A 24,750-nucleotide genomic window follows, 5' to 3' on the forward strand; every position below is an offset into this window, starting at 1 on the left:
AAAGGAGTCGATCATCGACTCCTAAAATTTGTTCTACTATCGCGATTATTTATGTTTCCTTCACCTTTTGCATTAACTTGTCCGGAGTCAGTTTCCATAATTCGTGATTATTTCTCAGCTTATTACGAACATGATTCACAACCATAAAATCTTTAACTCCTTTAGTAGTATACCCTTGCTCTTTCAAGTAGAAAGCTAATGCTTTGTATGGATACTCGATTGTTTTTATAACTCTTAATATGTCCCTAGCTTCATCATCAAGTAACCCCCAATATTTCACCAAAAGATTAATAATAACACCATCTTTAATACCTGCTTCAATAAGTACTTCGGTTGTTATGTCAATTCCATTGTTTCTTTCTTTTGTAATGGAAATATTGACTTTATCGTCGATATAATTTTTGATAGCATCTTTGGCTATGTCACTACTTCCAGACAAAATATCATTTAATAATTTTGACACAGTTATCTCCTCCTTGTCAGAAGCTCAATTCTCATCATTATTTTTACTTAATCATTTCAGATAAATTCCTATTTATCGGTATTATAAAGCAACTGTTAGGCCGTAATTTTTTACTGTTGAACACAATTCAACTAATGTACATCACCTTTTTTGTATAATTTTTTTATTAGAACATTAAGTCTAATCATATTTTACAGTAAAATGCTCATTCCCTTTGTGATTTCTTATTGAACAAACCTGCTCCGTTACTTCAATAAGAAGAAAAGAATCGCCGTATCCCCCCATTTATTCACCTACTAAGCCATCACCATCTCGATCATCCATATATTTATAGAGCCATGAATTTCGCTTAATTGGCATTTTAAAGCCAGCAGCTTTAGCTTCAGCTATCGTAACACTTCCGTTATGATTGGTATCAACTTTACTAACATCTTCATTACTATTTTCCGTTTCGTTTACAGGTAGATTATCTGTTTTCGGTGGCGTACTGCTCGTACCTGTCGTTTTCCTTAAATTTTTGTTCACTTCATCTGGGTTTACATTGTCAAATTCATCTGTAATGGATCTGCCCTGAATTTTGTATGTGAATTTATAATGGTTAGGAATTTGCGTCTGAGTATTTGGATATTGAATCACTGCTACGAAATCTGTACAACCACCTGCATCTCGAATCACTTTTTCCATATAGGCTTGATCGCCGTGCCTATTAAGAATGCTGTCTTGAGGAGTAATGTTATATGCGTTAGATACTCCCCCAAGTGAGTCAGCAATCACATGTCCTTCATCTAATTCTTGTCTCTCTGTACCGGGAACCTTTGCTTCATCTGAATAGTATCTTCCAGACGATAAAACGTGTTCAGTATTCGGGCTTTGGAGTATTATATTTTTTGCCTCAACACGAATTAGCTGTCCGTATTCATTTGTAAAAGCCCAATATTTCCTATCGCCAAACCCGATATCAACTCTGACACTCGGCTTTCTATAACCTGACATATCTCCGCCATCTACTACAATTAGTGTATATTTGCTGTCATCAAACCCGTCCGTTCTACCTGTTGTCTTTAAAGTGCTAGATGCTGGTACTCTTTTGTTGGGTTCACTTTCACTCGTTGGTTTTTCTGTGTCATCGGCGGATGTACTCTTATTGGTTTCAACAGTCTTAGAAGCCGTTCTGGTTGGGGATTGCACATTTTTTGACGAAGTCTGTTCAGAGATTTTTCCACAACCCACAAATACAGATAGTAAAATCACAGTAAATAAAATCAAAAATATTCTTTTGTTCACACTTCTGCACACCTTTCTCATGTTGCTCCTCTAGACAAATCATATTTAAACGATAACACATTTTAATCTTTTGTTGGAATATATCTATCGTTGGTATTGAATCCATATGCAACTATCCTGCCATTTAGCTCAATAAGGAGAATTTTAAAAATAATCTACTAATCAAAACAGAACAAACATTCTAAAACACTGTTACATTTTAATGAAATTCATGTATACAAGAACAAGTGTTTGTGTATAATATGTATTATAATTTAATTATTCACGAACAAACATTCTATTTTAAGGTAGGTTTTAAATATGTATGACGGTTCAACCTTTCCTAATGACTTGATATTTTTTATAGATATGAAGTCTTTCTATGCTTCAATTAGTTGTATTTTAATGGGTTTAGATCCTTTAACAACAAAATTAGCTGTGGTAGGTGATACAAAGAGAGAGGGTTCGGTGGTCTTAGCTTCAACACCGGAAATGAAAAAGTTAGGCATCAAAACAGGAAGTCGTAATTTTGAAATATTAAGACAGAAGGACGTTTATATCGTAAATCCGTCTATGGGCTTGTACGTAAAAATATCAAATGAAATCACTAAGTTAATGTTAAGTAAATACGTCGCCCCCTGCGATTTCATGCAGTACTCCATAGATGAATTCGCCTTCTCCATGAAGGGATATGAAAAACTGCATAAAAAAACTCCTTTAGAACTTGCACATGCTATCAAAGAGGATATTTATGAACACTTTGGTCTTTCTTGTTCTATTGGCATCGGACCAAATTTGTTAATGTCTAAAATATGTATGGACGTAGAAGCAAAAAAATCTCCAAGCGGAATTGCAATGTGGTCATTTGAAGATGTGGAGAAAAAAATGTGGAAAATTAATCCCCTTAGTAAATTCTGGGGTATTGCAAAAAAAACAGAACAAAAATTAAATCGTTTAGGAATTTCAACTATAGGAGAATTAGCTTGTTACCCAAAAGAGGTTTTAATTAAGCAATTTGGGAATGTAATGGGAACAGAACTACACCTACATTCCAACGGAATAGATTTTTCAAAAATCGGAGAGATGAAGAATTATAAACCAAAAGATAAGAGCATTGGTAAAAGTCAGGTGTTATTACGTGACTATCAATCACATGAGATTAAAACTTTAATCCTAGAACAATTAGAAGAAGTTTGTTATCGATTAAGAAGTAACAATCATCAAGCTAGAACAATCCATTTTGGTATTGGGTACAGCTCTGGTATTGGAGGCTTTTCAAAGTCAGTTACAATTGAAGAACCAACGAATCTAACTAAGGATTTCTATATAGTATGTCTTAATATACTTGAACAATGTTATAACAAAGAACCAATACGAACGATATCAATTGCCTTAAAAAACTTTGTAAATGTTGAATCAGAACAAATTTCATTTTTTACTGATCCAATAAAGAAACAAAAAGACCAGAAACTCACTGGAGCTATGGACTCAATTAGGCGAAAGTACGGTAAAAATAGCTTATTAAGAGCTTGTAGCTTTACTGCTCACAGTACAATTCGAGCAAATAATAATAAAATTGGAGGTCATTTAGCGTGACACAGAGAAGTATGGGACGTGGGATTATTAAATGGCAGCCTTTTGCAAGTATTCCTCAACAATTTGCTGGAGTTAGGAATATTATCGATGACCAAAATAAAGTACCTAAACCAATTCTTGATGAAACAGAACAGGAAAGGATTAACTTTATAATTTCAGAGGCAATTGAAAATGATGAAGAAATTGCATTTGATTATTGGAAAAATGGAAGATATGAGACTAAGGTTGGCAAAATTAAAAAGATTGATGCAATCAGTGGAATAATCCATTTAAAGGAAATTAATTACTTACTTCCACTTAATATTATTGCTGATGTTTATAAGCTTTAATGACTCGAATTTAACTTCGAACTATCCGGTATAACCAATTAATCTGTACCTGGTTAACAATACAATAAAGTTTTTATACCGTTCAATATAGAGGATTAAAAAAGGTCGACTTCCACGATTGGAAATCGACTTTAAAAACTTAAGTAACTACCGCAAGTGAAATTGAAGAATCAATACTAAGATTTAGATTACATAAATACGCTTATCGGCAATAAAAATGATCATAGATATTATTCAATGTGATTTAATAAAGTGGATAGCATTAATTAACTTATATCTATAATCGCTTTATCGCTAACAGATGATTAGATTCTATCTTCCTAAATTATCACATAGACCTAATTACTTTTATTTAAAATCGCATATTAACTTAAATATATAATGTAAAGTATATACATTTGAAATCAAACGTTCTATGATATATATATTAGGAAAGAAATGGTAATTATATTCGAAATGCATAAAATTTAAAATCCAAGAGTAAAAAGGAGAAAAATATGATTGAAACGTATGGAGTAACACTTTTATTTTTAATAGGTTTAATTGTTTTAAACTTAAAACTAAAAAATCAAAAATATAGATGGGTTATTACGGGTGTGTTTATAGTAGCGTTTGGGTATCCTTTATCATTTTTATGGAGAATTATTCTTTGAATAAACAAAAAAAAGACTATCTAATGATAGTCTTTTTTTTGTTACATAGCGTTTTTTACAGCTTGGTAAGCAAGTTTAGAATCTGTATATGCATCAAAAACTGCTTTTCCTTCTGAGTAAGCATATATTCCAGCACCTGCTGATAATAAAAGAGCCGCAAATTTTGTAAAAGTAAGGTCTGGTGTTAACCATAAAGCTGCGATCGCAGTTAAAATACCTCCGCCAACTTTTGCAACTAATTGGTTTTTATTAGCAGAAAACGCATCTACAGAAGATTTGAATTCTTTTAATGGTCCACTCGTTTTTGAATTTTCTGTAGGGTTTAAAGCAGCTTTATTAAATATTTGAATTAACCAAATAAAAGTAGAATTATAACTATAAATGCGGTAGTAATAATTATCGTAAGGTACTTTTTGGGCAATAGGAGTACTCGATGCAGCTGCCATTTGGACATTCGAATTAGTTGTTGGATTATTAAATGTTTCTGTGTTTAATAGAGTTCCATTTAAATCTAACGTTTTAATTTCAATACTATTTGTTTGTTTATTAAAAGTAGAACGGTAAATATTTTTATCATCCCTAGTTTCAACTTCTTTTAAATATTTATTATCTTTTAATGTTTTTGCCTGTACATTATCATTTTGAATAGTAACTTCTGAAGAAGGTTCTTTAGTATCAGCAAGTGCTTGAATAGTTGGTGTTATTGAACTAAATAAAATTGTTGCAGCCATCGCAGAAGTGATTGTTATTTTCTTTTTCATTAAAACTTCCCCTTTTTTTCATTATTAATTTATACCGGTATAATAGAATGCTATCATAGTAAAATTAATATGTGTATTGGGAAAAAAATGAGCGTTTTTGTCGTAAAAAACAAAAAAATAGATATGAAAAATGAACCCAAAAACGCTTCAAACATAGAAAAATAAACCCTTTTAGTAATATATGCCCGTTTTAAAACGTTGTAAAATTTTCCCAATTTACAAATTCCAAATTTTATGCATTGTTACTTCTTCACATATAATTGAATTTAATCGCTTTGAATTTCTCATGTATATCACATATAAATCTAGTTTACATAAACATTGTTAGAGAAAGTTAAAAAAGCCAATTCCTTGAACTAAAAGGGAATGGCTTTTTTCTCATTTTATACAGTTTCTTATACGTCACTGATATAATAAGGAATTGTAGAAAAACTTTTACTCTTTACTTCTCTTTATTTTGAATAATGTTCTGCATATAGAATGGGAAAGCCTTTAGTTAAACTTTAGTAGTCAAAACTATTAAGTTATGAATTTACAATATTTTTTAAAGTCCTAAGTCCAGTAGATACCGAACTCAGGTTCTAGAAGCTGCCTAACTTTTTTGTCTAACTTTTTTGGGTCAGAACAACCTTGGACACAGGGCTTTTTTTAAAATAACATACTCCAAGTTATTTGACCCACAATTCCGTCTGAAACTAAATCTTTAAGTTTTTGATAATCAATAACCGCTTCTTTAGTTTTTACATCAAAAACACCTGTAACTGTCGCTTTTATAGCTCTTTGAATTCGTTCTACATCTCTACCTTTACTACCGAATTTTAAAGCCTTGCCTGGATATGGAACTATGTCTGTTGCAATGGATAATGTAACCTTATTAGGCTTAGAAACTATATTCGTAAGTTTAGGTGCAATCCAATTATTACTTACTTCAAAATGAGGTTTATCGGTCTTATCTTTTTCCCATGTACCGCCCCATGTAATATTTAATTTCCTAGCAATTTCCCCAGCTTTATTTAAAGTTGCCTCATCATATAAAGATTTAGGAGGATTTACCGCAATATCCCAAGCTAATCGTCCAGTATGGTTACTTGATTTTGTCCAAGTTATTTTATCTCCTGGTAGTGTTCTCCCTTGTTCATAAAGATAATTTTGTCTTTCTTGTGATCTGTAAGTTTCTGAAATAAAAATATCGATTTTAGCTTTCTTACATTCTTCAAGAAATAATCTGCATGCTTTTTGTGCAACTGGTAAAAGCTCGTTAATATCTCTACATGTTTTCTTTATATCAACCATTGTTATTATCTCCTCTCTTATCTAAATTTCCTTTAGTAAACGCTCCAATGAAAGCACCTAAAATTAAGTTAACCAATTCGGGATTATCTCTAAATATAAAAAGCGATGCTGTGAGCACCGATAAGATTGTGAAGTAAGAAGAATGTTCAAATTTGAAGTTCATGATTTAGACTCCTTTTCGATATTATCTAAACGTTTATGAGAAGATTTTTGTGATTCTTCTAGTCTAGTAATTCTTTCTCCGTGAGCTAGTAATTGTTTTTCGTTTGCCTTTTGATCTATTCTAATATCGTCTACCCCTTTACTAATGTAGTCGAGTCTTGTCTTGATGCTTGCATCTTGTTGAGTGTCAATTTTAGATTCTTTTTGCTTATTAAACTGAAGCATTAAATAGCTTAAAATTAAGCCACAAACTGCAATTAATACACCGATATCTATCTTCATTAACGTCTCCTTGGTTTTTAGACATAAAAAATACACCTACATAATTGTGGTGTTGTGTTCATTTTCCCTAAAGTTATCTATTTGTACTAATTAAATATGATATGGTTCACCTGTAATTTCTTGATATTGTTCTGTAGTAATTTTACTCTTTACTACTGCATTAGCTACCATTTCTTTAGTCCATAGACCGTTTACATAATAACCATTAATTTTTTCAAAAGTAAGCATTAAATAAGTCCTCCCATCATCAGAGCATATAACATTTGAGCATTTTCAGACTTTAGTTGTAGAATCTCTTCAGTTAAAGTTAAAGGACGGTCAGTATACTCGTAGTAAAACGCTTTTGTTTCTTTATTATATCTTAAAGTTGGCACTTTTCCTTCTTGGTCTTCGATAGACGGAAGTTCACTTACTAAAATACCAGTTTTCTCTAATTCTTCTCTAGTCCTACCCAACCCATGTACCTTGTCAAATGGTGCATAATGCGTTAGAGCAATATGTTCTTGATCTGGTGTTAACTCAATATAAATCATAAATAACCTCCAATTATTTAATGGTATACTCTGTATGATATGTTTTGTTTGTGACAGACTTAGTCGTATCGTTGTTGATAAACATCATTATGGTTTCATCGTAATACTGCGGTATCCCCATTGCTACTAAGTTCTTTTCTGGATAATCTACATAATTTATGGCTTCTACATTGGCAGGATTCAATAAATAGGATACATCTTTTGGTGTCCCCGTTTCAAACCCTTTTATCGTTCCATCATTATTTACACCAAAAGCAAATACTCTACCTAATCCACTTAAATAAGTATAATATTTTTTAGAACCACTATAATATTTGGGTATCGTACTCCCTTGTGAGTGATAGGTACTATCCATAGCAGAACTTCCTACTTGTTGAACTAGTGCAACAGAGGATATCACTTGATACGTTGTTTTACTAATCTTAACCCAATAAATCCAATAGTAATTACCATTAGACCAACTGTACATACCATATATAGCATCAGTCTCAGTATGATAAAATGGAAATCTAGAATCTCTAATAGCAGTATAAACATTAGTTCCACCATTGAATACTAAGCTGAAATCGCTACTATAAACTCTAAAATATGCACTAGCAAAATCCGTAAAACAGTGCAGTTGCAGAGCTTCGATATATTGATAATATCCCCCACCACTTGCAATACTCATACTGAATGGTGGTGTGAAGCGTAAAGTCGGATTGTTCAACGAAAAATCAAATATGTAAACTAGACTATCTGCTGTACTAAAATATTGAATAGAGGATCCTATATATTGTATTGGATACTTAGCTATAGCACATATTCTTGCTCCAGCATTTGTTAGAGTTGTGAGTCTAGTTAACCCGTCATCGCTAAACACTTCCGTTCTCGCACCAAATTGAGAGCCACCATCGGTAACTACATAGAATCGATTATTTCGATAGAATGCTATTTCAGCTTGATAACTATAACTACTAAGACTAACAGTAACCGATTTTATTAGAGTTAAATATTTATCATATACATAAATATATACATTATTTTGGTTATAATCTTTCCTAATCATGACAAATTGTTGAGTATACTTATCGTAATTTAGGAATTTTAAATTTAAATATGACTGACTATCCATATGTTCATATACGGGTTTTACACTAGGTGTAAGCTTTTTATAACTCAACTTAGAACCAGGACCTAAAGAACCATTAATAGCCGAAACTAGTTCTTGATACGTTGGGTCACCATCCCCATTTGCATCAGGAACAATATTCCCCCTAGCAACAAGAGCATTTTTAATTGATGCACGACCATCTTTGTGAACTGTTGGATTATTATTGATTACACTTATAATTTCTTGAATTGTACTATTGTTATTTAACGTCATTATATTTCACTCCCCTCTTACTCGTAAGCATATATTGTCAATGGGAATGTACCAGGGGCGTACGAAGAACCAGAAACATTAGCTAAAACAACCGTAACAGTAGTGCCACTAACAGTCATTGATTGTACGTAAAAATTATCACCAGATCCAGGACTAGTAACCATTGAACCATCAACATAAGTCCAACCATATCGCTTACTAACGACTGTTTTTGGTGTAAATGGTAAAGTAAATATAAAACTTTGACTTGCTGAATTATTAAACTGCGTTGTGTTATTTTGAGTCAACGTTGTATACTGTTTACCAACTGGTAGAGTACCAACAATCCCTAAAATGTTAACGCCTAATTTAATATTAGCAGCTATCAAATCACTATCCCATGATGTGATATTATCTATTGCTATTTTAATATCGTTTAAAGACGGACTAGCCGGAAGCGTACCGCCTTTAGCTACGATTGCAGCTTTTATTAAATTAACATTATCCGTTAAAATCGTACTAGATTCAGTCTCTAAAGCATTAACAGCATTTATGAGACTTGTTTTATCCGAAGCAGTTAATCCACCACCTTTACCCTGTAATATAAAATTTCCAGTTGATGCGTTATAACGAAGTGTGTATATCCCGTCTTTTTTAAATTCGGTGAAATCTGTACCATCATCATTTTTAACAGCTTTTACACCTAATCCATTTACATTGATAGTAGCTGCTCCATTTGAACTAGCGTTAATTGTAACTACCACGCACATTTTATCAACATAAGAAGTAGGTGCTGGATTAAGTGTTATAGAATATGCATTTCCAGAATTTACAGTTGTTGCTGTTCCTGGATGTTTAACATAATCCGCTTTATGTGCGCCTATCTGAGCAGCTAAATTAGCAGCGACATCACCTTCTAGTTGCCCCTTTATACTGTCAAACCAATTATTGAATTCTTGTTGAATTGCACTCATAAAATTGTCTATTTCAGATTCACTTAATTCTTTTGTAGCATTGAACCAGTCCTGAAACTGATTAAATATAGCAGTAGTGTCAGCCTGTAATAAACTGTTTACTATCCCACAAACACTCGTATTTAATCTTAAATCTGTTACTAATGTTTGAGTGACTGAAGTAATTCCTTTATTAACCATAATTTCTGCAACTGCTAATTCATAGATATCTGCATCACGTTGAACTATAGGAGCAACTGGAGAACTACCAAAAACGCCTTTTTTTACCTTTGCTAGAATTTCCCTGTTTGCATAGTTTAGTTGTATTACAACTCGGTCAATACGATTTAATGTACCGTCTGCCACTTCTATAGGTAACGTTAGATCATCGGTGTTCTCATACATTCGTCCGTTAATCCAAGCAGCACCTGCTTTTAGTTTTATTGTCATGTCTGTTCCATTTGCTACTACTTGTAAGTTAGAAGCAATATTAGGAAAGACTCCATTTGTTATAAATTTACTAAAATAGTTTACAAAGTCCTCAGCTTTATATTTACGATCGCCATTAATACTATTGAATATAAAAGACTTTTCCATTTAATCACCTCGTTCTTTGCTTGATTTTATCGATAATTGTTGGGATGTTATTACCAAAATTAACTCGAATATCAAGAAGGTCATTTTCATAAACCTCTTCAATTGTCGTGATTCTAGTGTTTAGTAGTACACCCCAACGATCATTTTTAATTGTGACAATATCCCCTAGGTCAAAGTCCATTTTATAAGTTAAATTTGAGTTAACGGTTATTCCGGATTGAAAGGTTAATATTCTTTGAGATTCAGCAAGGCTACTATTTCCTTTTTCCAATAATAATGTTTCATATTGTCCATCAGTTAATGGAGTTTCTGTCCCATCTTCATTTTGAAGTGTGTTAGAAATTTCCCTTGCATCTACAAATAGTTCATATCGATCATATCCAATCGCACTATTATTGATAGTTGCTAATTTTCTATCGATACCTTCACCTTGTCCACCAATTAATGCAGTGTTACGAAAGTTTCTTTCGCTGTCCTTTAATGACTGGTTAAGAACATTTTCATATTCAAGTGCAAATATCGCTTGAGGATTAAAAATTTGATTAATAGATAAATCGCGACCCTCAAAAACATCGAATATATACTTTCGTTTTGTCATATCAAAGTACATTCTCCAACCAACATCGTATTTTAATGCTAGTTCCTCTATTAATTCAGCCAAATTTCTATATGAATGTAATTCGTTTGCAGATATTGGGATATTCGTAATTGGTGCTATTTCTAAATTTGGAAGAACTCGTTTAGGTTCATCCGGATTTACTGCGTTTTTGTCTACAAAGTATTTCATTACTAGGTCTACATTACCTACTACACTTTGTTGTCCCCATACGATTCTTCTTTCAATAAAGTTTTCAATAAAATAACCAGATACAACAAGTGTTTCCTTATCTTGTTCATCAAGGTTTATATCATCAATATAAACAGCTTCATCAAGACTATCCTCTTTCACCAAAATATTTCTTTTTTGTAGTAGAGCAATAATTGTTGCTGCTTTACGATCATCGTCTGGTTCGTCTGGTAAATTTAGATGTAACTCAAATGTTCCAGCCTTGTAGTATTCTCTACGCCAAATAAGGGATATGAAAGTATCAATAATTCCTTGCATTTCAAAATTCTCATTAAAAACATAAATGTTCATTGTTAAACCCCCAAATATTGAGGTGTAAAATATATGCTTACTTCAATATTTTCAACGTTACTATCAGCATTGTATCTAAATAAATTATCACCTGGCGCAAGCTGCATGAATTTGCTTTGATAGTCCATTTGATTGAAGATATTTGTAGTAATACCGTTCAATTTAGATTCGACTCTCTTTTTACCCTGATTAGTATTGATAGTAATCACTTCACCAGCTGTTAATACTTTATTAACTTTGAATTGTTCACGGGTATTTACGTTAAATAAAGATGGATTAGCTGCAGTTCCAATTGCTTTAAATTTTATTAGCATTCCAGTAGGTACTTGTCCATTATTAAGCACGTTAACAATTAAAGACGAAGTTCTTCTGCCAGCTTCTATTTTATTTGCTTCAGTTACTTCTAATTCAAATTCCAACATTGGCTCCCAAACTGCAATTTCTACTTTCTGTTGTATAATATCTTGAAAGTAAGGATTACCTGCAGTAAATTGAACTAGCACATCGTGCCAATATTCATTGACTGTTTCATCACTTGGAGACATTGAAGGTGATAATTCCACATGTGCATCAATAAATACATTTCTAAGTTCAGTACTAATTTCAATTCGAATTGGATTAAATAAGGGATTAAACACTCTAAAGAGTTCATCCCTTCGCTCTTGAATCCATTCTTCACTACGATCTTCAACGTCAATATAAAATAAAAGAGACAAGTTTCTTTTCTCTAATCGAGTAGAAACAGGTGTCTCTCCTTGGGTTTGAAAGTTATTTGCATATGTTACTGATGCTTTTATTCCAGTCGTATCTATATCTTCTTGAAGCTTATAAAAACTAGTAGGAGCAATGATAATTTGATCACCGTTTTGATTAGTACATGTTACTTCTTTGGTACGCAACTGCTCACCCCCTAAACTGAAATGCAAGTCGTTCTAGTACCATTTGATTTTGCCTTGCTGTTTCAGAAGGTGACAATGGTGTAGGACTATGAATTTCAATGTGTTGTTCAATTTTTTGAATACCATTACCACCCATAGGCGATTTATTATCGTTGTATATTCTAACTTGTGGTATTACCGCATCAGCCATTTGTTGGGCCATTGACTTAATCCCACTAATTGAGCTTTTCATACCTTTTTGAAGTCCTGCTCCTGTCATTTTCCCCATCCATTCAAGTACCCTTGAAGGTGAATGGATATCTAATGCCTTTTTAATTGTTCCAGAAACTGCATTTGCGATTGCCTGTGCTTGCGCCATCAAAGGACCAACCATACTATTCATACCTTCAATTAAACCTTGAATTGTATTTGTACCAATTGTTTTAAGGCTGTCTTTCATGTTCAATTGATCAGTTGTACCTTTACGAATTTCTTTAATCTTGCTCATCCATTCGTTTTTATACTTTTCTAGTTCAATTGATGTTTGTTCCCTAAGTTCAGAGATTTTTGTTTTAGTGTCATTCTTCATACCTTCTAGTTCTAACATTGCTTGTTCTTTTGCTAATGTATTTTTCTGTTTCCATAAATCAGAGTATCTTTGAAGTTCCGTTAATGATAAGTTATTTAATGCTGCAATTTCTGCAGCTGCATTAGGTCCCATTGCTCTTAACTCATCAATTAATCCAACATCTAAATTCTTATTAGAAAGTTCTTCAATATTTTTCTGCCAATCTATGAAAGTCGTAACTTGAGACTGAAGGTTATCTACTAATTGTTGACCTGTTATTTCTGTATTAAGTGATACTTCATCAAACAAACCTTTAAAACTATACAACGCCTTTGTACGATCAGCTACAGCATTGTTATATTCATCAGTCAATCTCTTCTCTTCATCGATTAGCTTTTGATTAGTTTCTGAGATTTTTTGAGCGTATTCATCGTTAATAGAGATTATCTTTTGATTAATCTCTTGCTTAACACGATAGACCTCACGCTCGTAATAAATTCTTTCCTCTGAACCCTTTTTGTAATGAGCCATGTTCTTTTGTAATACTGCTAACTCTTGTGTTAATGAAAGTTGATTATAGTACTTTTTAGCCTCAATAAACGACTTCTCTTTTTCAAATGCTTTTTCTCTTAATTCTTCAAGCTGCTTTTGATGTTTCTGATTTATTTCATAGATAGCTTTATTTACTTTTGCAATGGCATTTGGTACAGTTTTATATTTCTCTTTTAATCTCTCAAGCTCTTTAATTGCCTCATTAGCATTAATTTTCTTTGCATCGAGTCTATAATCAATATTTCTAAATCCTTCTTCAAATGCTTTTTTGGCATTTGCTGCAGCTCTTCTTGCTGAAGCTTCAGCTTTTTTGCTATCTTTATCAATACCTTTAGATAAACCTTGGCTTACATATTGACCGATTTTTTCAGTCTCTTTTGAAGGAGAATGTGTATCAAAAACCTTCTTAAACGTATTAAGTACATTGCTTGCCGTTTGCTTTACTTTTTCCTGTAAAGCACCAATCATTGACGTAACACCTTTAATTAGACCTTCGATAAGGTTTTTTCCTATCTCCCTTAGATCAATTTCTTTCAAGAAACTTACGGACTTGTTCCAACCATTAACAATTGCAGTTTTCACTGCATTCATAGCAGTAGATATTGCTGCTTTTAAAGCTCCGAATCCTTTAGTTACAATGTTTATAATGGTTGTAATTGGCTGACTTACAATGGTTTTAAGATAATTAAACCCTTTTACAAAGATATTTGTAACACCCGAAATGGATGTCGAGAATAGCTCTGTAATACCGGACCACATGCCACCAACTGATCTTACTAAACCTATTCCAAGTGCTTTTACACCGCCTAGAATTTTACCAATGAACATCAAGTTAATTAAGTTCCAAATGAATTGCACTGATCCACTTAAAATCGTTTTAATTCCTTGCCATACGCCTTTCCAATCTCCTGTAAACAATGCTGAAAATGTTTTTATTAATCCTAAAATAATTTTTAAAGCACCATCAATAACACCTTTAACTGCATCCCAAGTCGAAATAATTAATGCTTTTATAATGGGCCATAAGACTTTCATAATTACGCCGATCGTGTTCATGGCAACCTGGATCACTTTAGAAATAAAACTCCAAACATTTTGTGCTGCTTGTTTAATTTGCTCGCCATTTTGACTCCAAAAGGCTTTTATTTGAGTAAGTTTTTGAGTTATGAAAGCTAAAACTACACTCATAGCTGTTTGAATTACTTGAGTAATAACGTTCATAACTTGGCTTATAACGACTTTAATTTGATTCCATACATTTTGAACAATATTTCTAAACTCTTCGTTTTTCTTATATAGGGTAACAAATACAGCAACTAAGCCAATAATAGCTGCTACTGCTATTCCGATAGGACCTGTAATTGCAGCAATAACTGTACTAAATAAACCAGCACCCCCAGCTGCTCCTGCAATCGCTCCTGTTAAAGCGCCAAAGCCAGATATTGCTCCACCTATTACCATGAGTATGACCCCAAAGGCGGCGACTACCCCCAATAATAATGCAGTTATAGCAGACCCTATGGCTATAAATTTCACCATTGTTGGAGAAAGTTTATTGAACCAATCCGCTAATTTTTGAACGGCTACCGCTATTCTTTGAAGGACAGGAGTAAGTGCATCACCAATTCGAATCATAAAGGATTCAATCGATCCCATGATTTGATCTATGCTGCCTTTTAAGTTATCTTTCATCTGTTGAGCTGCTTTAGCCGAAGCGCCTCCACTATTCTCAAGAGATTTAGTCATCTTATCTATTTCCGCAGGACCTGCTGCCATTAAAGAAAGCATACCTGATACTGCTTCTTTTCCTACTAAACTAGCAAGAGTCGCTGCTTTTTGTGTATCAGTTTGCCCTTTCATTGACTTAGAAAGATTTTCAATTAATGGAGCTAATCCAACAAAGTTCCCCTTTGCATCTTGAACTTTAAGGCTCATTTTCCCCATTAGTTCGGAGTTTTCTTTTGATGGATCTAATAATGAAAGTAATGCAGACCTAAGTGTTGTTCCTGCCTGTTCCCCTTGCATACCAGCGTTCGTCATTATCCCGATTGAAGCAGATAATTCTTCAAGACTAACTCCAAGTGCGGCTGCTGGTGGTCCTGCATATTTTAAGGCGTACTGCATATCCGTTAAATCTGCAGCTGATATGTTTGCAGTCTTAGCTAAAATGTCAGCTACTTTTGTGGCTTTTGATGCTTCTAAACCAAAAATGTTTAATGTAGATGCCATTACTTCGGCTGTCTGCGCCATATCTGACCCAGAGGCTTCTGCTGCAGAAATTACTCCTGGCATTGCGCCTACAATCTGATTTGCAGTAAATCCTAATGCTGCTAATGATTCTTGACCCTGTGCGATTTCTGTTGCAGATTTAGATGTGCTTGCTCCTAAATCAATTGCTGACTTACGAAGTGCTTTAAACTCCTCATCCGTTGCATCAGCTATTGCTCCTACTCGTGAAAGCTGAGCATCAAAGTCCATTGTCGTTTTAACTGCAACTCCTAAACCAGCAGCAATACCTGCAGCTGCAATGCCAAAAGAACCTGCAATATCTTGACCTGCAGATTGCATATTTCCGCCTATTTCATTCATTGAATCGGCTGCTCTTTTTGCTCGATTACTCTGTTCTCTTAATTGGTTATTCGCTTGTGATACTTCATTAGCAAAGCGTTGTTCTTGGATTTGTGCATTTAAAAGTACTGTGCGAAGTCGTTTGACTTCTCTAGAATTTTCACCATAAACTTGTTTAGCTCTTTCCAGTTGAGTTTGAGCTGCAGCTACTTTTTGACTAGCAACTTGATGAGCTTTTTGTAAATAATCTATTTTGGCTCGAAGCTTGTCTGCTTCTGAACCGTTTAATTTTAATTGCTCCTGTTGTAACTCAAATTCTTTACGAAGAATTGTACTTTCATTTTTCATTTCTTTTAATGCTTTGTTAAACTGATCATTAAAGACTCTGAAGGTGACTCTAGATTCGGAATTATTCGCCATAGTCTCACCTACCTTTCATTACTTTGGATTGTTTTTCCACGCATCCATCGCAATTTTTCCTTGTACAATCCTTTCCACCGTCCAAATTGGCTTATGCCAGAATGTATCGTTATCAATTCCGTATGTTAGTACGTAAAGAACATATAGGTCTTCTACGCACTCAATTTTAAGAACAGGTGGTTTTACGCCTTTTTTTCAGCGCTCGTACTTTTTCTAAGTGCTTCTGCAAATAGATTAGGATCGTTTGAAAGTGTAGGTTCAATGATTTTCATATACGCTTCGATCGTTTCCATAGTTGTATAATGGAATTTTTCAAGAAACCCGTCGAAGTCTAAACCTAGGTTTTTATTTGCCCCTATACAACCGATATAAATTGTTTTCTGCATAGCTAATTCATCTAAATGTTCAAATGCCTCTACATTAACTTCTCCGTCAACAGTTGCATCTTCTAATTTGTGAAGCTTTAAAATATCAGCTAGTAAAGAACTGTTGATTAATCCTAAGTCCTTCGCCTTTTTCATTGCATGGTTTGTAATAACACAAGGAATTTTTTTCGCATCCTTATATACCTGAATAAATTCACCTTGTTCGTTTTGCACAATATCCATATCTTTAATTTCAATAAGTTCAATTTTTGGCACGATTGCTCTCTCCTCGATAATGTAAATTTTCCAATAAAAAAAAGCCCCTAAAATAGGAGCTTTTCATTTAAATTAAGGTGTAGGGATTGTAACTAATGCAGATTTAAATTCTTTATGCCATTGATCAGCAACTGTTTGATCACTTAATTCAGCAACTAATGTTTCATAATAGAAGTTTCCTAAATCATCAGCTAAAACTGTGAACTCGAGTTCCATCATGGCAACTTCGTCTGAACCATTTTCAATTGTAATTTTGAAACCAGAAGTATTATTACAGTTTGAAAATGCAATAAGTTTAACTAAATCTTCAAACTCATCAACTACATCTGCAGTGAAAACAAAGCGATTACCTTTAGATAAAGTACCGTATGCGTAAATACCTGGTTTTAAATTTGCATTCGATAATCCAAAATAATCACGCAAAACTTTAACCGGAATATGACCACTTACTTTTAAGTTCATTTTATTAGGTTTAACAACCTTCTTAACTTCTAAATTACCTACCTTCTTAACTAATTCAGACAGTTCAGTTTCACCTTCAATTTGACCGACTAAACCAAATTTTGTACCTTGTTCTTGAGTACCATTTTTAATAAATTGAATACTTGCATTACGTATGGACACCGCATCGAATTCTTCAATAATTGTTGTAGCCACTAAAATTCCTCCTCTAATACCTTATCTATATTTTCATGTAACTTGTTTAAAATTCTAGGTACTGCCTTGTCTAAACCACTTTCCATAAATCGTTGCTCTAATGGATTATGAGGTCCACGTCCTTCATTTGGAAACACTAAGTAACCAAAACTACCTGAGCGACCAGCAGCCCCACCTTTGGTCTTTATTGTAAAACCTAGATTGTGTTTTTCACTTTTTGACCAGTTGCTCGTTTTAGCATGGTTTTTATGCCTAAATCTTCCTTGTTTCCTTGATACTGGCATTTCTTTCGTAATTTCATTTGTTGCAATTTTAATCCCATCAAAATGAAGCGTTTTATTAATTACATCTTCCATTTTTCCAGGTAACTGAATCATTTTTTGCTCAAGTTCTGAAATTTGCGTGTAATTGAGATTAAACTGTACGGTCAAAAGGTATCACCCTCTTAAACGTGAGTATGACACGATCTAAATATTGATCAGTGTCATTTTTCTGTAACCTTTGCTTTTCTGAAGTAATAAAAGTTATTGCGTTTATTTTATTAATAACTGTTATAATATCGAGTGTTTGTTCATCGACATCATCTTTATTCTGAGAGTAATAGTAAACGGTTAACGATTGAGATACTTTTGAAACATTTTCATCTAGAGTAAAACTTCCAGTTTCATATACAAAGCAGTTATAACCCTCTATTTGTAAAGACTTATCTTCATCCTCAGCTACTTCATCTTCATAAACTGGCAATTGAAAATTTGTAGTGAGGGATTCTACAAGTGATAGAATTTGTTTACTCATTAACTTCTTTGCCTTTTCATTCATTACTTTCACCTACTGCTTGTAAATAGAAATAGAGGTTCATTTTATTAGAGTCATGATCCACTTTAATGACATCGTATTCAGTTCCATCAATTCCTACTTTTAACTTATTTTTATTCATTCTTTGAAAAGAAGGTGGGAAAGGAGCTTTAACCTTTAAATCTAAACTAGCTCCAAATATCCCTGCCATTTGATAATCACTTTCTCGGCAAGATAGTACTTTAAAAGCCAACTTTCCTTCTATTTGAAATCCATTCCCTATCCTTTTTCCTTTTAATGAACGTTGCGTTTCGTTTTGACCATACTGCAAAAAACCATCATTATACGTTTCACGATGTGCTTTCATTTATCACACCAGCCTTACCTATTGCTACCTTTATAATTAATCTTGATAACCCTGCTTGGAAATTCATTTCAAATTCGTCGGCTGCATTGTTATAGACATAGCGACATCTTTCAATCAGAAGTTCTTTAGCAGTCTCTTCTTTTTCATAATCAAAAGACGCACCTGTCATTTCAGTTAGGTACGCCTTTCCATTTGATAGTTGAGTTTTTAAGGTTTCATCTTCGTCGTTCCAAGTTATGCGTAATCGACTTTTTAATTCTTCAAGTAATAGCTCCATTTAATCACCTATTTTGTAGGAGATTGGTTTTCATCATTTGATTGACCAGTTTCTTCTTGGCTTGGATCTTCGTTATTCCCGTTTTCTTTACCAAGGAAAGGAGTGTTATAAGCATTTTTTTTGGACTGGAGTTCTTTAACACGTTCGGAATTAGCTTTAAATCCCTTTTTAGGATATGTTTCTCCTTTTCGGTAAAGGGTATTTTTATGTTTTTGCTCAATAAAATCAGTAATTACTGGATAGCTCATATAGTTCAGTCTCCAATTCTTTAGGTTTATTTAATTAAGGTGTTGGGATTCCGTCACCGATATTTGTAATATCAAAAACAACAAATGAATCTGCATCTAATGGACGACCATTTGCTAATTGACGTACTAAGTACAACCTTTGGTCTTCAATCATTCTTAATACATCTGTCGTTTCAAGTGTTTGTTCTGCTGCTACACCTAAGAAGTAATCTTTTGGTAGACCAGCAACCATACGATTTAACTTTACTGCAGGAGATTGAACAATTGTCAGTCCAGGAACAGCAAAGCTATTATAAGTCCATGTACCATCATCTTTTTGTTTTGCTCCTAAAGCGAAGAATTTAGAAGCGTAATCTAGTGGATTCACGATCAATGTAACCCCTGTATATCTTCTTGTTCCACCTTTTGTTGTAGGAGCTAAAATTTCTTTTCCAATCGTTTGTGGTGAAAAATCATTTAGTACAACTGGCGTTTTTAAAGAATAAACACCGTTAGTTACTGGAGCATTTAGATCACGAGTCATACCAATTGGTTGCTTGTTCCCTGTACCATTTACAATCGCATCTTCAAGTTCTTCAGCCACAACCTCTTTCATAAATGTACGAACATATTTATCTAACCAATCAGGACCTAATTCAAACATTGCTTTTGCAACAACTAAGAAACCACTAAGTTTGAACATTCCCATTTCAACTGTTTGGAATCCTTCGTCCAGCATTTCTTGGATAGCTGCCGTTACATCGCCCCAAAATGCTGTTGATGCACCTGGTTTACGAAGTACCCATTGCGTAACTGCTCCAGTAGTTTGTAAGTTTACTAATGATAATAAAGGATGTTCTTTTTCTAAATCTTCGAAAACCCTTGAAAATATAGTAGGAGGCATCAGCTTATGAACTTCATCAAATGATTGAGCTTCAATTGCTGCGTTGTAGAATTTCTTTTCCTCGTTTGTAAGAACTCGTACACCACGAGAAGCTAATACTTGTGCATCCCAATTTTCATTTTTAGCTTGATTAGCTTCTTTAATGATTGAGTTCATCATTTCTTGAATGTGAACCATATTATTTTCCATATTGTTTACAATACGTTCTGCTACAGTTTGTGCATCGCCATCTTCAAATGCTTGTTGCATTGCTAAAATTTGATTCTGTTTATCAGCAATAACCGGATTATCTAAACTTTTAATACCTGCAAATAATTGTAAATTAAGCTTTAATCCTTTATTAGTTAATACTTTTTGCTTTTGATTTACCTTCTTCACTTTTACTTCCTCCAATTTTTAGGCAAAATAAAAACGCTTATTCATTTGAATTGCGTTTTAGCTTTGCTAATATATTTGAATTTGATTTATTTTGCTTTTGATTACGAAATCTCGCTAATACATTATTTTTAAATTCTTCTGCATTGATTTCATTTTCTTTTACCGCTTCATGAATCTTGTCAGCTAGTCCAACATCAACTGCTTCATTTGCAGTAAACCATGTCTCATTAACGATCATTGTTTCAATTTCTGCTCTTTCTCCTGCAAATCGAGTCATATAAATATCGGCTATTGATTTATCAATACTCTCAAGTGCGTTTAAAGTCTTCTTAATCTCGCCTTTATTACCCCATGCGTAAGTTGAAGCTTCATGAATCATTAATTGACCGCCAGTATTCATAATGATAGTATTACCTGCCATTGCGATAAGTGATGCTGCACTAGCAGCAACGCCGTCGATATAAACAGTTATTTCAGCAGAATGATTTTTTAATTGATTATAGATTGCTATACCGTCAAAAACATCACCGCCGTAACTATTAATATGGACATCTAGTTTGTCGGTAGTAATTGCTTCTAATGCTCGTTTAACATCTACAGCAGAGACAGATTCTCCCCACCACGACTCTCCAATGTCTCCATAAATTGTTAGTTTGGTTTTAACTCCCTCTTCAACAACTTCATTTTTAAACACTTTTGGAATTTCTGGAAGTTTATTCATATTTTCATTTTTAAATCTACGCATTTTCATTTTCTCCACCTCCTTTCGTATCATTGACATTTTCAATAGTTTGGTAGTTTTTAGTTACATATCGTTGGTTTGCGTATGCATCATCGATTGTCTCTCTTCCTAACAAACGTAAATTATCATTGATGGTGTTCACACCAATTGCGAATAACTTATCAAAAGCTGTTGCTAGTGAAACGACATCAAGTACTTTAATTCTAGTTGTGTCTAACTTTAAATAAGTTCTAGATAGATATTGTTGTTTAGTAAACATCTTCTTATTGAACTCATCTGCAATTAATTCTGCTAGAGGGTTTACACAAAACATTAGAAAATTATCTGTTTGTTTTTCAATTTCTGCTAGATCACCTTTCAATAATCCTCGAGGTATATGGAAAGCCATTGATATAAAATCAAAAATATCGTCAGCTATTGCCCTTATATCTCTACTGTTTTGTGCAGCTTGTCCTGTTTTTCCCGAACCGCTCATATCTTCTAGCTCATAACCTTTTTGTAATTGGAATACAGCTCCAGCAGTATCTGCTTCAAACCACGCTTTAAACTGCTTGTCGAACATTTCGTTAATAAGTTGTTGCTCCGATTCTGTTTGAGGTCTTAAAAAATCCCCTTTTAATACTACTCTTTTAGCATTCGAACGCTTGTATATACTCATAGCTGATGCTAAGAGTTTTCCATAACTTTCATAGAGTCCATCTATTACTTTCATGATATTACGATCATTTAGTTTTAGATGAATGACTTCAGATTCATAGAACGCTTTGTTAAAAGTAAAGTCTCCAACTGTGACATCATTATAGATGTTCTCTTTCATCGCAAACTCTTTTTTGGTAAAGCTATCGGCGATATACAGCATATTATCTTGCATTACGACTATACACTCATTATTCATATATAAATGATTAACAAGGCTGTGTAAAAATTCGCTTGCATTTTGATTTTGGTTAGGTGCTACATTTAGAAGATAGTAGTTTTCCCCACGGTATTCTTTACCTTCTTCAAAAGTTTGGAATTCACATCGGGTGATCGTTTTAGCAATTAAATCAATACACGATTCTACTGCCAATTTTTTAAAATAGTATTCTACTGCCAATTCATAGTAACCTTCTGAAAAAGTGATACTATTACTATCTCCAAAGAAACTTCTTACCCAATTGACTAGTCCCAATTTGCCACCACCTTTCTAATATGTTCTAGCCTTAAACATTCCAGGTATAAATTGTGTTCGTTCAACAAGCTCAGAATCTTTATTTAAGGCATGCAAAAATGCGAAAAATCCATCTGTCTTTCGCTTTTCTTTGTCTATTTTTTTATATTCAATATTTCCATTACCTTTTTCTTCTTTGTAAACATTACCAACATACCAGCGCATTAATGGATCATCACCAAATACAATTGTTCTCTTAATAAACATTTCATCGATAAGTGGTGATAGTTTACTTTGAGTGATATATCCTTTACGAACAATTTCAATTTCTAATCCAGCTTCTTCAAATTTTTCTTTTAAAATAGATGATCTATGTTCGTCCATACATACTTTTAATATGCGGTATGTCTTAGCTTTTTCGATAAACCATGATACAACATGTTCTGCACCGATTGATTCATCATAGACAACTGTTAATAATCCTTTTTCAATTGCTAGATTAATAATGTCTTGATTAATATCCTGCGTTTTCGGTGCTGTATGATGCATGAAGGTGTGATGTAGCCAGTATCGTTTACTGTTTGCTTTAATTAATAATCCCACGCTACAAAAGTCTCTAATCTGCGCATAATCCAATCCGCCAATTGCTTCAAATGAAGTTAGATCAGGAATTTCTTGATTTGTTGCTAATCGATCATCGTAAGTAGCAACTTCACGCCTTACATCCTCCATTGGCAAATTCATTCGTTTTGCCATGAACTCCATACGCATAGCGCTATTACGCTGCATCTTGTCATACTCTTTTTTCATTTGCTTTTGTAAGTCGTGTCGATAACGATAAGAAGGATTTGCTTTTTCCCACTTTGTTTCATCATCAACCTCTGTCGCATCATCTAATTTACAAATAAACGGAAATAAAGTGGAGTTTGGTAATTCTTTATTTAAAACCATTTTTGATTCTTCTTTTAAATCATCTAATGGTCCACCTCTTACCGTGCCATCTGTCGTAATATAAAAAATTCGTGGAAATTTCTTTTTTCCAAGACCAGACGTAAATACCTTAATAGTGCTGTAATCGTCATACTCATGTATTTCATCAAATATAACTACACCACTTCGTTTACCATCTTTTGTGCGAGCGTTCGAGGTGTTAAACTCCATTTTTGACTTTGTTTTCTTATGCTGAATCAGTACTTTAGTCGCTTTGAATACCTTTTTTAATTTCTTCGCATTTTGCTTTGAATCTAATACGTTATAAACATCTTCAAATGACGTTTTCGCTTGTTTTTCAGAAGTAGCAACAATATCAATGTCATACTCAGGTACTCCATGGTGACCACTCATCATAAAAAAACTATTGTATGAAATATAACCGTTTTTCCCTGCTCCACGCCCTAATTCAATAAAAAATTCATCGAACAGTAAATCACCATCTGCATTTTTCACACCATAAATAAATGCATTAATAAATCGCTGCCAAGGAAAAAGCTCAATTGGAAAATATGGAGCTGGCGCACTGACTGAATTTTCAATCGCTTCGGAATCGATAACTACACCTGGTTGATCTAACTTCCATTTTAAAAAATCAATTAGTTGTTTTTGTTCTTTGCATGTTTCAATTTCCCCTGACTCGACCATTTTCATATATTCATCTATATAGTGATGATACTTACAGGTCTTCATCATCTTCATCATCCTTATCTATCTCTGTTGCCTTTAAACCTAATTCCGCTAGAAGCTTTAACATCTGCATATTTGTTTTATTTAATTCAGAAACACTATCATTTTTCTTTTTTCCTGATTGTTTTCCATTTGTCCACGTAACCGTTACCCCTCGTTCTTTGATGTCTTCGATTAATTTGTTCTTAATATCCCAAAGCGACATATAATCTTCGACTAGATCCACGTAATGCGGTTCAGTTCGACTATTGGAGGATAATTGATCAAGTAGGCTCTTTCGGATTATTTCCCGAAGTTTTTTTGTAGGTGCAACCACTTCGACCACAGGGGGTGTTGCACCCTCTTTAGGTGCGGTTAAATCGTTCCACTTGTGTCTTCTTTTCCAACTTTTCACGGTATTGAGTGGTGTATCGTATTTTTCGGCAATGATTTTGAGTGAAAGTCCGTTTAAATAATCGATTTTCGCTAATTCATGTTTCTTTTCCACATCCTTTTCACCTGCCTTTTTTGAAAGAAATTTTACTGGTTTTTTATTCAAATGCAACTAGGTGCATTTTCTGCCCCCCCTAGTCGCATAA

General features: G+C 33.6%; 27 protein-coding genes. 3 read left to right on the forward strand and 24 right to left on the reverse strand.

The window, feature by feature from the left end; translation table 11 throughout:
* Window positions 1-49: 49 nt before the first annotated feature.
* Together ACX6U0_RS19910 and ACX6U0_RS19915 are read right to left on the reverse strand one after the other, a co-directional pair.
* Complete coding sequence (locus tag ACX6U0_RS19910; protein ID WP_464961599.1) at window positions 50-463, reverse strand: hypothetical protein; 414 nt, start codon at window positions 461-463, stop codon at window positions 50-52.
* A 285-nt stretch (window positions 464-748) separates the two neighbouring features.
* Entirely contained in the window at window positions 749-1,747 is a 999-nt protein-coding gene (locus ACX6U0_RS19915) for a DNA/RNA non-specific endonuclease (protein ID WP_464961600.1), read from the reverse strand.
* A gap of 300 nt (window positions 1,748-2,047) precedes the next feature.
* Between ACX6U0_RS19915 and ACX6U0_RS19920 the strand changes: the two genes are divergently transcribed.
* The 3 genes from ACX6U0_RS19920 (at window position 2,048) to ACX6U0_RS19930 (ending at window position 4,304) form a co-directional block, all read left to right on the forward strand.
* A complete protein-coding gene (locus ACX6U0_RS19920; RefSeq protein WP_464961601.1) occupies window positions 2,048-3,322 on the forward strand; it encodes a Y-family DNA polymerase in 1,275 nt (424 codons plus the stop codon).
* Window positions 3,319-3,651, forward strand: coding sequence for a YolD-like family protein (locus ACX6U0_RS19925; RefSeq protein ID WP_464961602.1), 333 nt, complete (start codon window positions 3,319-3,321; stop codon window positions 3,649-3,651). Before ACX6U0_RS19920 ends, ACX6U0_RS19925 begins: the two co-directional genes overlap by 4 nt.
* A 497-nt stretch (window positions 3,652-4,148) precedes the next feature.
* Window positions 4,149-4,304 (forward strand): hypothetical protein, encoded by a 156-nt coding sequence (locus ACX6U0_RS19930; protein ID WP_464961603.1) that lies wholly within the window; start codon window positions 4,149-4,151, stop codon window positions 4,302-4,304.
* Between the two features lie 41 nt (window positions 4,305-4,345).
* Here the strand turns inward: ACX6U0_RS19930 and ACX6U0_RS19935 are convergent, their stop codons facing one another.
* The 22 genes from ACX6U0_RS19935 to ACX6U0_RS20040 form a co-directional block, all read right to left on the reverse strand.
* Window positions 4,346-5,065, reverse strand: coding sequence for a geobacillin-26 family protein (locus tag ACX6U0_RS19935; protein WP_464961604.1), 720 nt, complete (start codon window positions 5,063-5,065; stop codon window positions 4,346-4,348).
* 648 nt (window positions 5,066-5,713) lie between these two features.
* Entirely contained in the window at window positions 5,714-6,358 is a 645-nt protein-coding gene (locus ACX6U0_RS19940) for a M15 family metallopeptidase (RefSeq protein ID WP_464961605.1), read from the reverse strand.
* Window positions 6,359-6,517: 159 nt separating this feature from the next.
* Window positions 6,518-6,802 carry a hypothetical protein gene (locus ACX6U0_RS19945; protein ID WP_464961606.1) on the reverse strand — a complete coding sequence of 95 codons (285 nt, stop codon included), beginning with the start codon at window positions 6,800-6,802 and terminating at the stop codon, window positions 6,518-6,520.
* A 90-nt stretch (window positions 6,803-6,892) separates the two neighbouring features.
* Window positions 6,893-7,030, reverse strand: a complete 138-nt coding sequence (locus ACX6U0_RS19950; RefSeq protein WP_464961607.1) for an XkdX family protein — start codon at window positions 7,028-7,030, stop codon at window positions 6,893-6,895.
* Entirely contained in the window at window positions 7,030-7,335 is a 306-nt protein-coding gene (locus ACX6U0_RS19955; protein ID WP_464961608.1) for a hypothetical protein, read from the reverse strand. The genes ACX6U0_RS19950 and ACX6U0_RS19955 overlap by 1 nt, the downstream gene beginning before the upstream one ends.
* Before the next feature lie 13 nt (window positions 7,336-7,348).
* Window positions 7,349-8,701 (reverse strand): hypothetical protein, encoded by a 1,353-nt coding sequence (locus ACX6U0_RS19960; protein ID WP_464961609.1) that lies wholly within the window; start codon window positions 8,699-8,701, stop codon window positions 7,349-7,351.
* A gap of 17 nt (window positions 8,702-8,718) precedes the next feature.
* Entirely contained in the window at window positions 8,719-10,230 is a 1,512-nt protein-coding gene (locus ACX6U0_RS19965; RefSeq protein WP_464961610.1) for a hypothetical protein, read from the reverse strand.
* A 4-nt stretch (window positions 10,231-10,234) separates the two neighbouring features.
* Window positions 10,235-11,368, reverse strand: coding sequence for a siphovirus ReqiPepy6 Gp37-like family protein (locus tag ACX6U0_RS19970; protein WP_464961611.1), 1,134 nt, complete (start codon window positions 11,366-11,368; stop codon window positions 10,235-10,237).
* Window positions 11,369-11,370: 2 nt separating this feature from the next.
* Window positions 11,371-12,267 carry a phage tail family protein gene (locus ACX6U0_RS19975; RefSeq protein WP_464961612.1) on the reverse strand — a complete coding sequence of 299 codons (897 nt, stop codon included), beginning with the start codon at window positions 12,265-12,267 and terminating at the stop codon, window positions 11,371-11,373.
* 4 nt (window positions 12,268-12,271) lie between these two features.
* Window positions 12,272-16,354: a phage tail tape measure protein gene (locus ACX6U0_RS19980; protein ID WP_464961613.1), complete on the reverse strand. Its 4,083-nt coding sequence runs from the start codon at window positions 16,352-16,354 to the stop codon at window positions 12,272-12,274.
* A 182-nt stretch (window positions 16,355-16,536) separates the two neighbouring features.
* Window positions 16,537-16,995, reverse strand: coding sequence for a hypothetical protein (locus ACX6U0_RS19985; RefSeq protein ID WP_464961614.1), 459 nt, complete (start codon window positions 16,993-16,995; stop codon window positions 16,537-16,539).
* A 72-nt stretch (window positions 16,996-17,067) separates the two neighbouring features.
* A complete protein-coding gene (locus ACX6U0_RS19990) occupies window positions 17,068-17,652 on the reverse strand; it encodes a phage tail protein (protein ID WP_464961615.1) in 585 nt (194 codons plus the stop codon).
* Window positions 17,652-18,083, reverse strand: coding sequence for a hypothetical protein (locus ACX6U0_RS19995; protein WP_464961616.1), 432 nt, complete (start codon window positions 18,081-18,083; stop codon window positions 17,652-17,654). The genes ACX6U0_RS19990 and ACX6U0_RS19995 overlap by 1 nt, the downstream gene beginning before the upstream one ends.
* Entirely contained in the window at window positions 18,067-18,471 is a 405-nt protein-coding gene (locus tag ACX6U0_RS20000) for a hypothetical protein (RefSeq protein ID WP_464961617.1), read from the reverse strand. Before ACX6U0_RS20000 ends, ACX6U0_RS19995 begins: the two co-directional genes overlap by 17 nt.
* On the reverse strand, window positions 18,464-18,814 hold the full coding sequence (locus ACX6U0_RS20005) for a phage head closure protein (RefSeq protein ID WP_464961618.1): 351 nt from the start codon (window positions 18,812-18,814) through the stop codon (window positions 18,464-18,466). The genes ACX6U0_RS20000 and ACX6U0_RS20005 overlap by 8 nt, the downstream gene beginning before the upstream one ends.
* Window positions 18,798-19,091 (reverse strand): phage head-tail connector protein, encoded by a 294-nt coding sequence (locus tag ACX6U0_RS20010; protein ID WP_464961619.1) that lies wholly within the window; start codon window positions 19,089-19,091, stop codon window positions 18,798-18,800. Before ACX6U0_RS20010 ends, ACX6U0_RS20005 begins: the two co-directional genes overlap by 17 nt.
* A gap of 8 nt (window positions 19,092-19,099) precedes the next feature.
* Entirely contained in the window at window positions 19,100-19,339 is a 240-nt protein-coding gene (locus ACX6U0_RS20015) for a hypothetical protein (protein ID WP_464961620.1), read from the reverse strand.
* A 34-nt stretch (window positions 19,340-19,373) separates the two neighbouring features.
* Window positions 19,374-20,600, reverse strand: a complete 1,227-nt coding sequence (locus ACX6U0_RS20020) for a phage major capsid protein (protein ID WP_464961621.1) — start codon at window positions 20,598-20,600, stop codon at window positions 19,374-19,376.
* A gap of 37 nt (window positions 20,601-20,637) precedes the next feature.
* Window positions 20,638-21,351: a head maturation protease, ClpP-related gene (locus tag ACX6U0_RS20025; protein ID WP_464961622.1), complete on the reverse strand. Its 714-nt coding sequence runs from the start codon at window positions 21,349-21,351 to the stop codon at window positions 20,638-20,640.
* Window positions 21,338-22,513: a phage portal protein gene (locus ACX6U0_RS20030; protein WP_464961623.1), complete on the reverse strand. Its 1,176-nt coding sequence runs from the start codon at window positions 22,511-22,513 to the stop codon at window positions 21,338-21,340. Before ACX6U0_RS20030 ends, ACX6U0_RS20025 begins: the two co-directional genes overlap by 14 nt.
* 15 nt (window positions 22,514-22,528) lie before the next feature.
* Entirely contained in the window at window positions 22,529-24,178 is a 1,650-nt protein-coding gene (locus ACX6U0_RS20035; protein WP_464961624.1) for a terminase TerL endonuclease subunit, read from the reverse strand.
* Entirely contained in the window at window positions 24,162-24,659 is a 498-nt protein-coding gene (locus ACX6U0_RS20040) for a P27 family phage terminase small subunit (protein ID WP_464961625.1), read from the reverse strand. The genes ACX6U0_RS20035 and ACX6U0_RS20040 overlap by 17 nt, the downstream gene beginning before the upstream one ends.
* Between the last annotated feature and the right edge of the window lie 91 nt (window positions 24,660-24,750).

It is taken from the genome of Gottfriedia sp. ABJ_BB2_2 (assembly GCF_055484705.1).

Coding starts and splice junctions, on each gene's coding strand:
- ACX6U0_RS19940 (WP_464961605.1), bottom strand. CDS start 6,358: ATGGTTGATATAAAGAAAACATGTAGAGATATTAACGAGCTTTTACCA.
- ACX6U0_RS20025 (WP_464961622.1), bottom strand. CDS start 21,351: ATGAAAATGCGTAGATTTAAAAATGAAAATATGAATAAACTTCCAGAA.
- ACX6U0_RS20035 (WP_464961624.1), bottom strand. CDS start 24,178: ATGATGAAGACCTGTAAGTATCATCACTATATAGATGAATATATGAAA.
- ACX6U0_RS20010 (WP_464961619.1), bottom strand. CDS start 19,091: ATGGAGCTATTACTTGAAGAATTAAAAAGTCGATTACGCATAACTTGG.
- ACX6U0_RS20005 (WP_464961618.1), bottom strand. CDS start 18,814: ATGAAAGCACATCGTGAAACGTATAATGATGGTTTTTTGCAGTATGGT.
- ACX6U0_RS20000 (WP_464961617.1), bottom strand. CDS start 18,471: ATGAATGAAAAGGCAAAGAAGTTAATGAGTAAACAAATTCTATCACTT.
- ACX6U0_RS19960 (WP_464961609.1), bottom strand. CDS start 8,701: ATGACGTTAAATAACAATAGTACAATTCAAGAAATTATAAGTGTAATC.
- ACX6U0_RS19965 (WP_464961610.1), bottom strand. CDS start 10,230: ATGGAAAAGTCTTTTATATTCAATAGTATTAATGGCGATCGTAAATAT.
- ACX6U0_RS20015 (WP_464961620.1), bottom strand. CDS start 19,339: ATGAGCTATCCAGTAATTACTGATTTTATTGAGCAAAAACATAAAAAT.
- ACX6U0_RS19955 (WP_464961608.1), bottom strand. CDS start 7,335: ATGATTTATATTGAGTTAACACCAGATCAAGAACATATTGCTCTAACG.
- ACX6U0_RS19935 (WP_464961604.1), bottom strand. CDS start 5,065: ATGAAAAAGAAAATAACAATCACTTCTGCGATGGCTGCAACAATTTTA.
- ACX6U0_RS19950 (WP_464961607.1), bottom strand. CDS start 7,030: ATGCTTACTTTTGAAAAAATTAATGGTTATTATGTAAACGGTCTATGG.
- ACX6U0_RS19930 (WP_464961603.1), top strand. CDS start 4,149: ATGATTGAAACGTATGGAGTAACACTTTTATTTTTAATAGGTTTAATT.
- ACX6U0_RS19920 (WP_464961601.1), top strand. CDS start 2,048: ATGTATGACGGTTCAACCTTTCCTAATGACTTGATATTTTTTATAGAT.
- ACX6U0_RS19945 (WP_464961606.1), bottom strand. CDS start 6,802: ATGAAGATAGATATCGGTGTATTAATTGCAGTTTGTGGCTTAATTTTA.
- ACX6U0_RS19980 (WP_464961613.1), bottom strand. CDS start 16,354: ATGGCGAATAATTCCGAATCTAGAGTCACCTTCAGAGTCTTTAATGAT.
- ACX6U0_RS19970 (WP_464961611.1), bottom strand. CDS start 11,368: ATGAACATTTATGTTTTTAATGAGAATTTTGAAATGCAAGGAATTATT.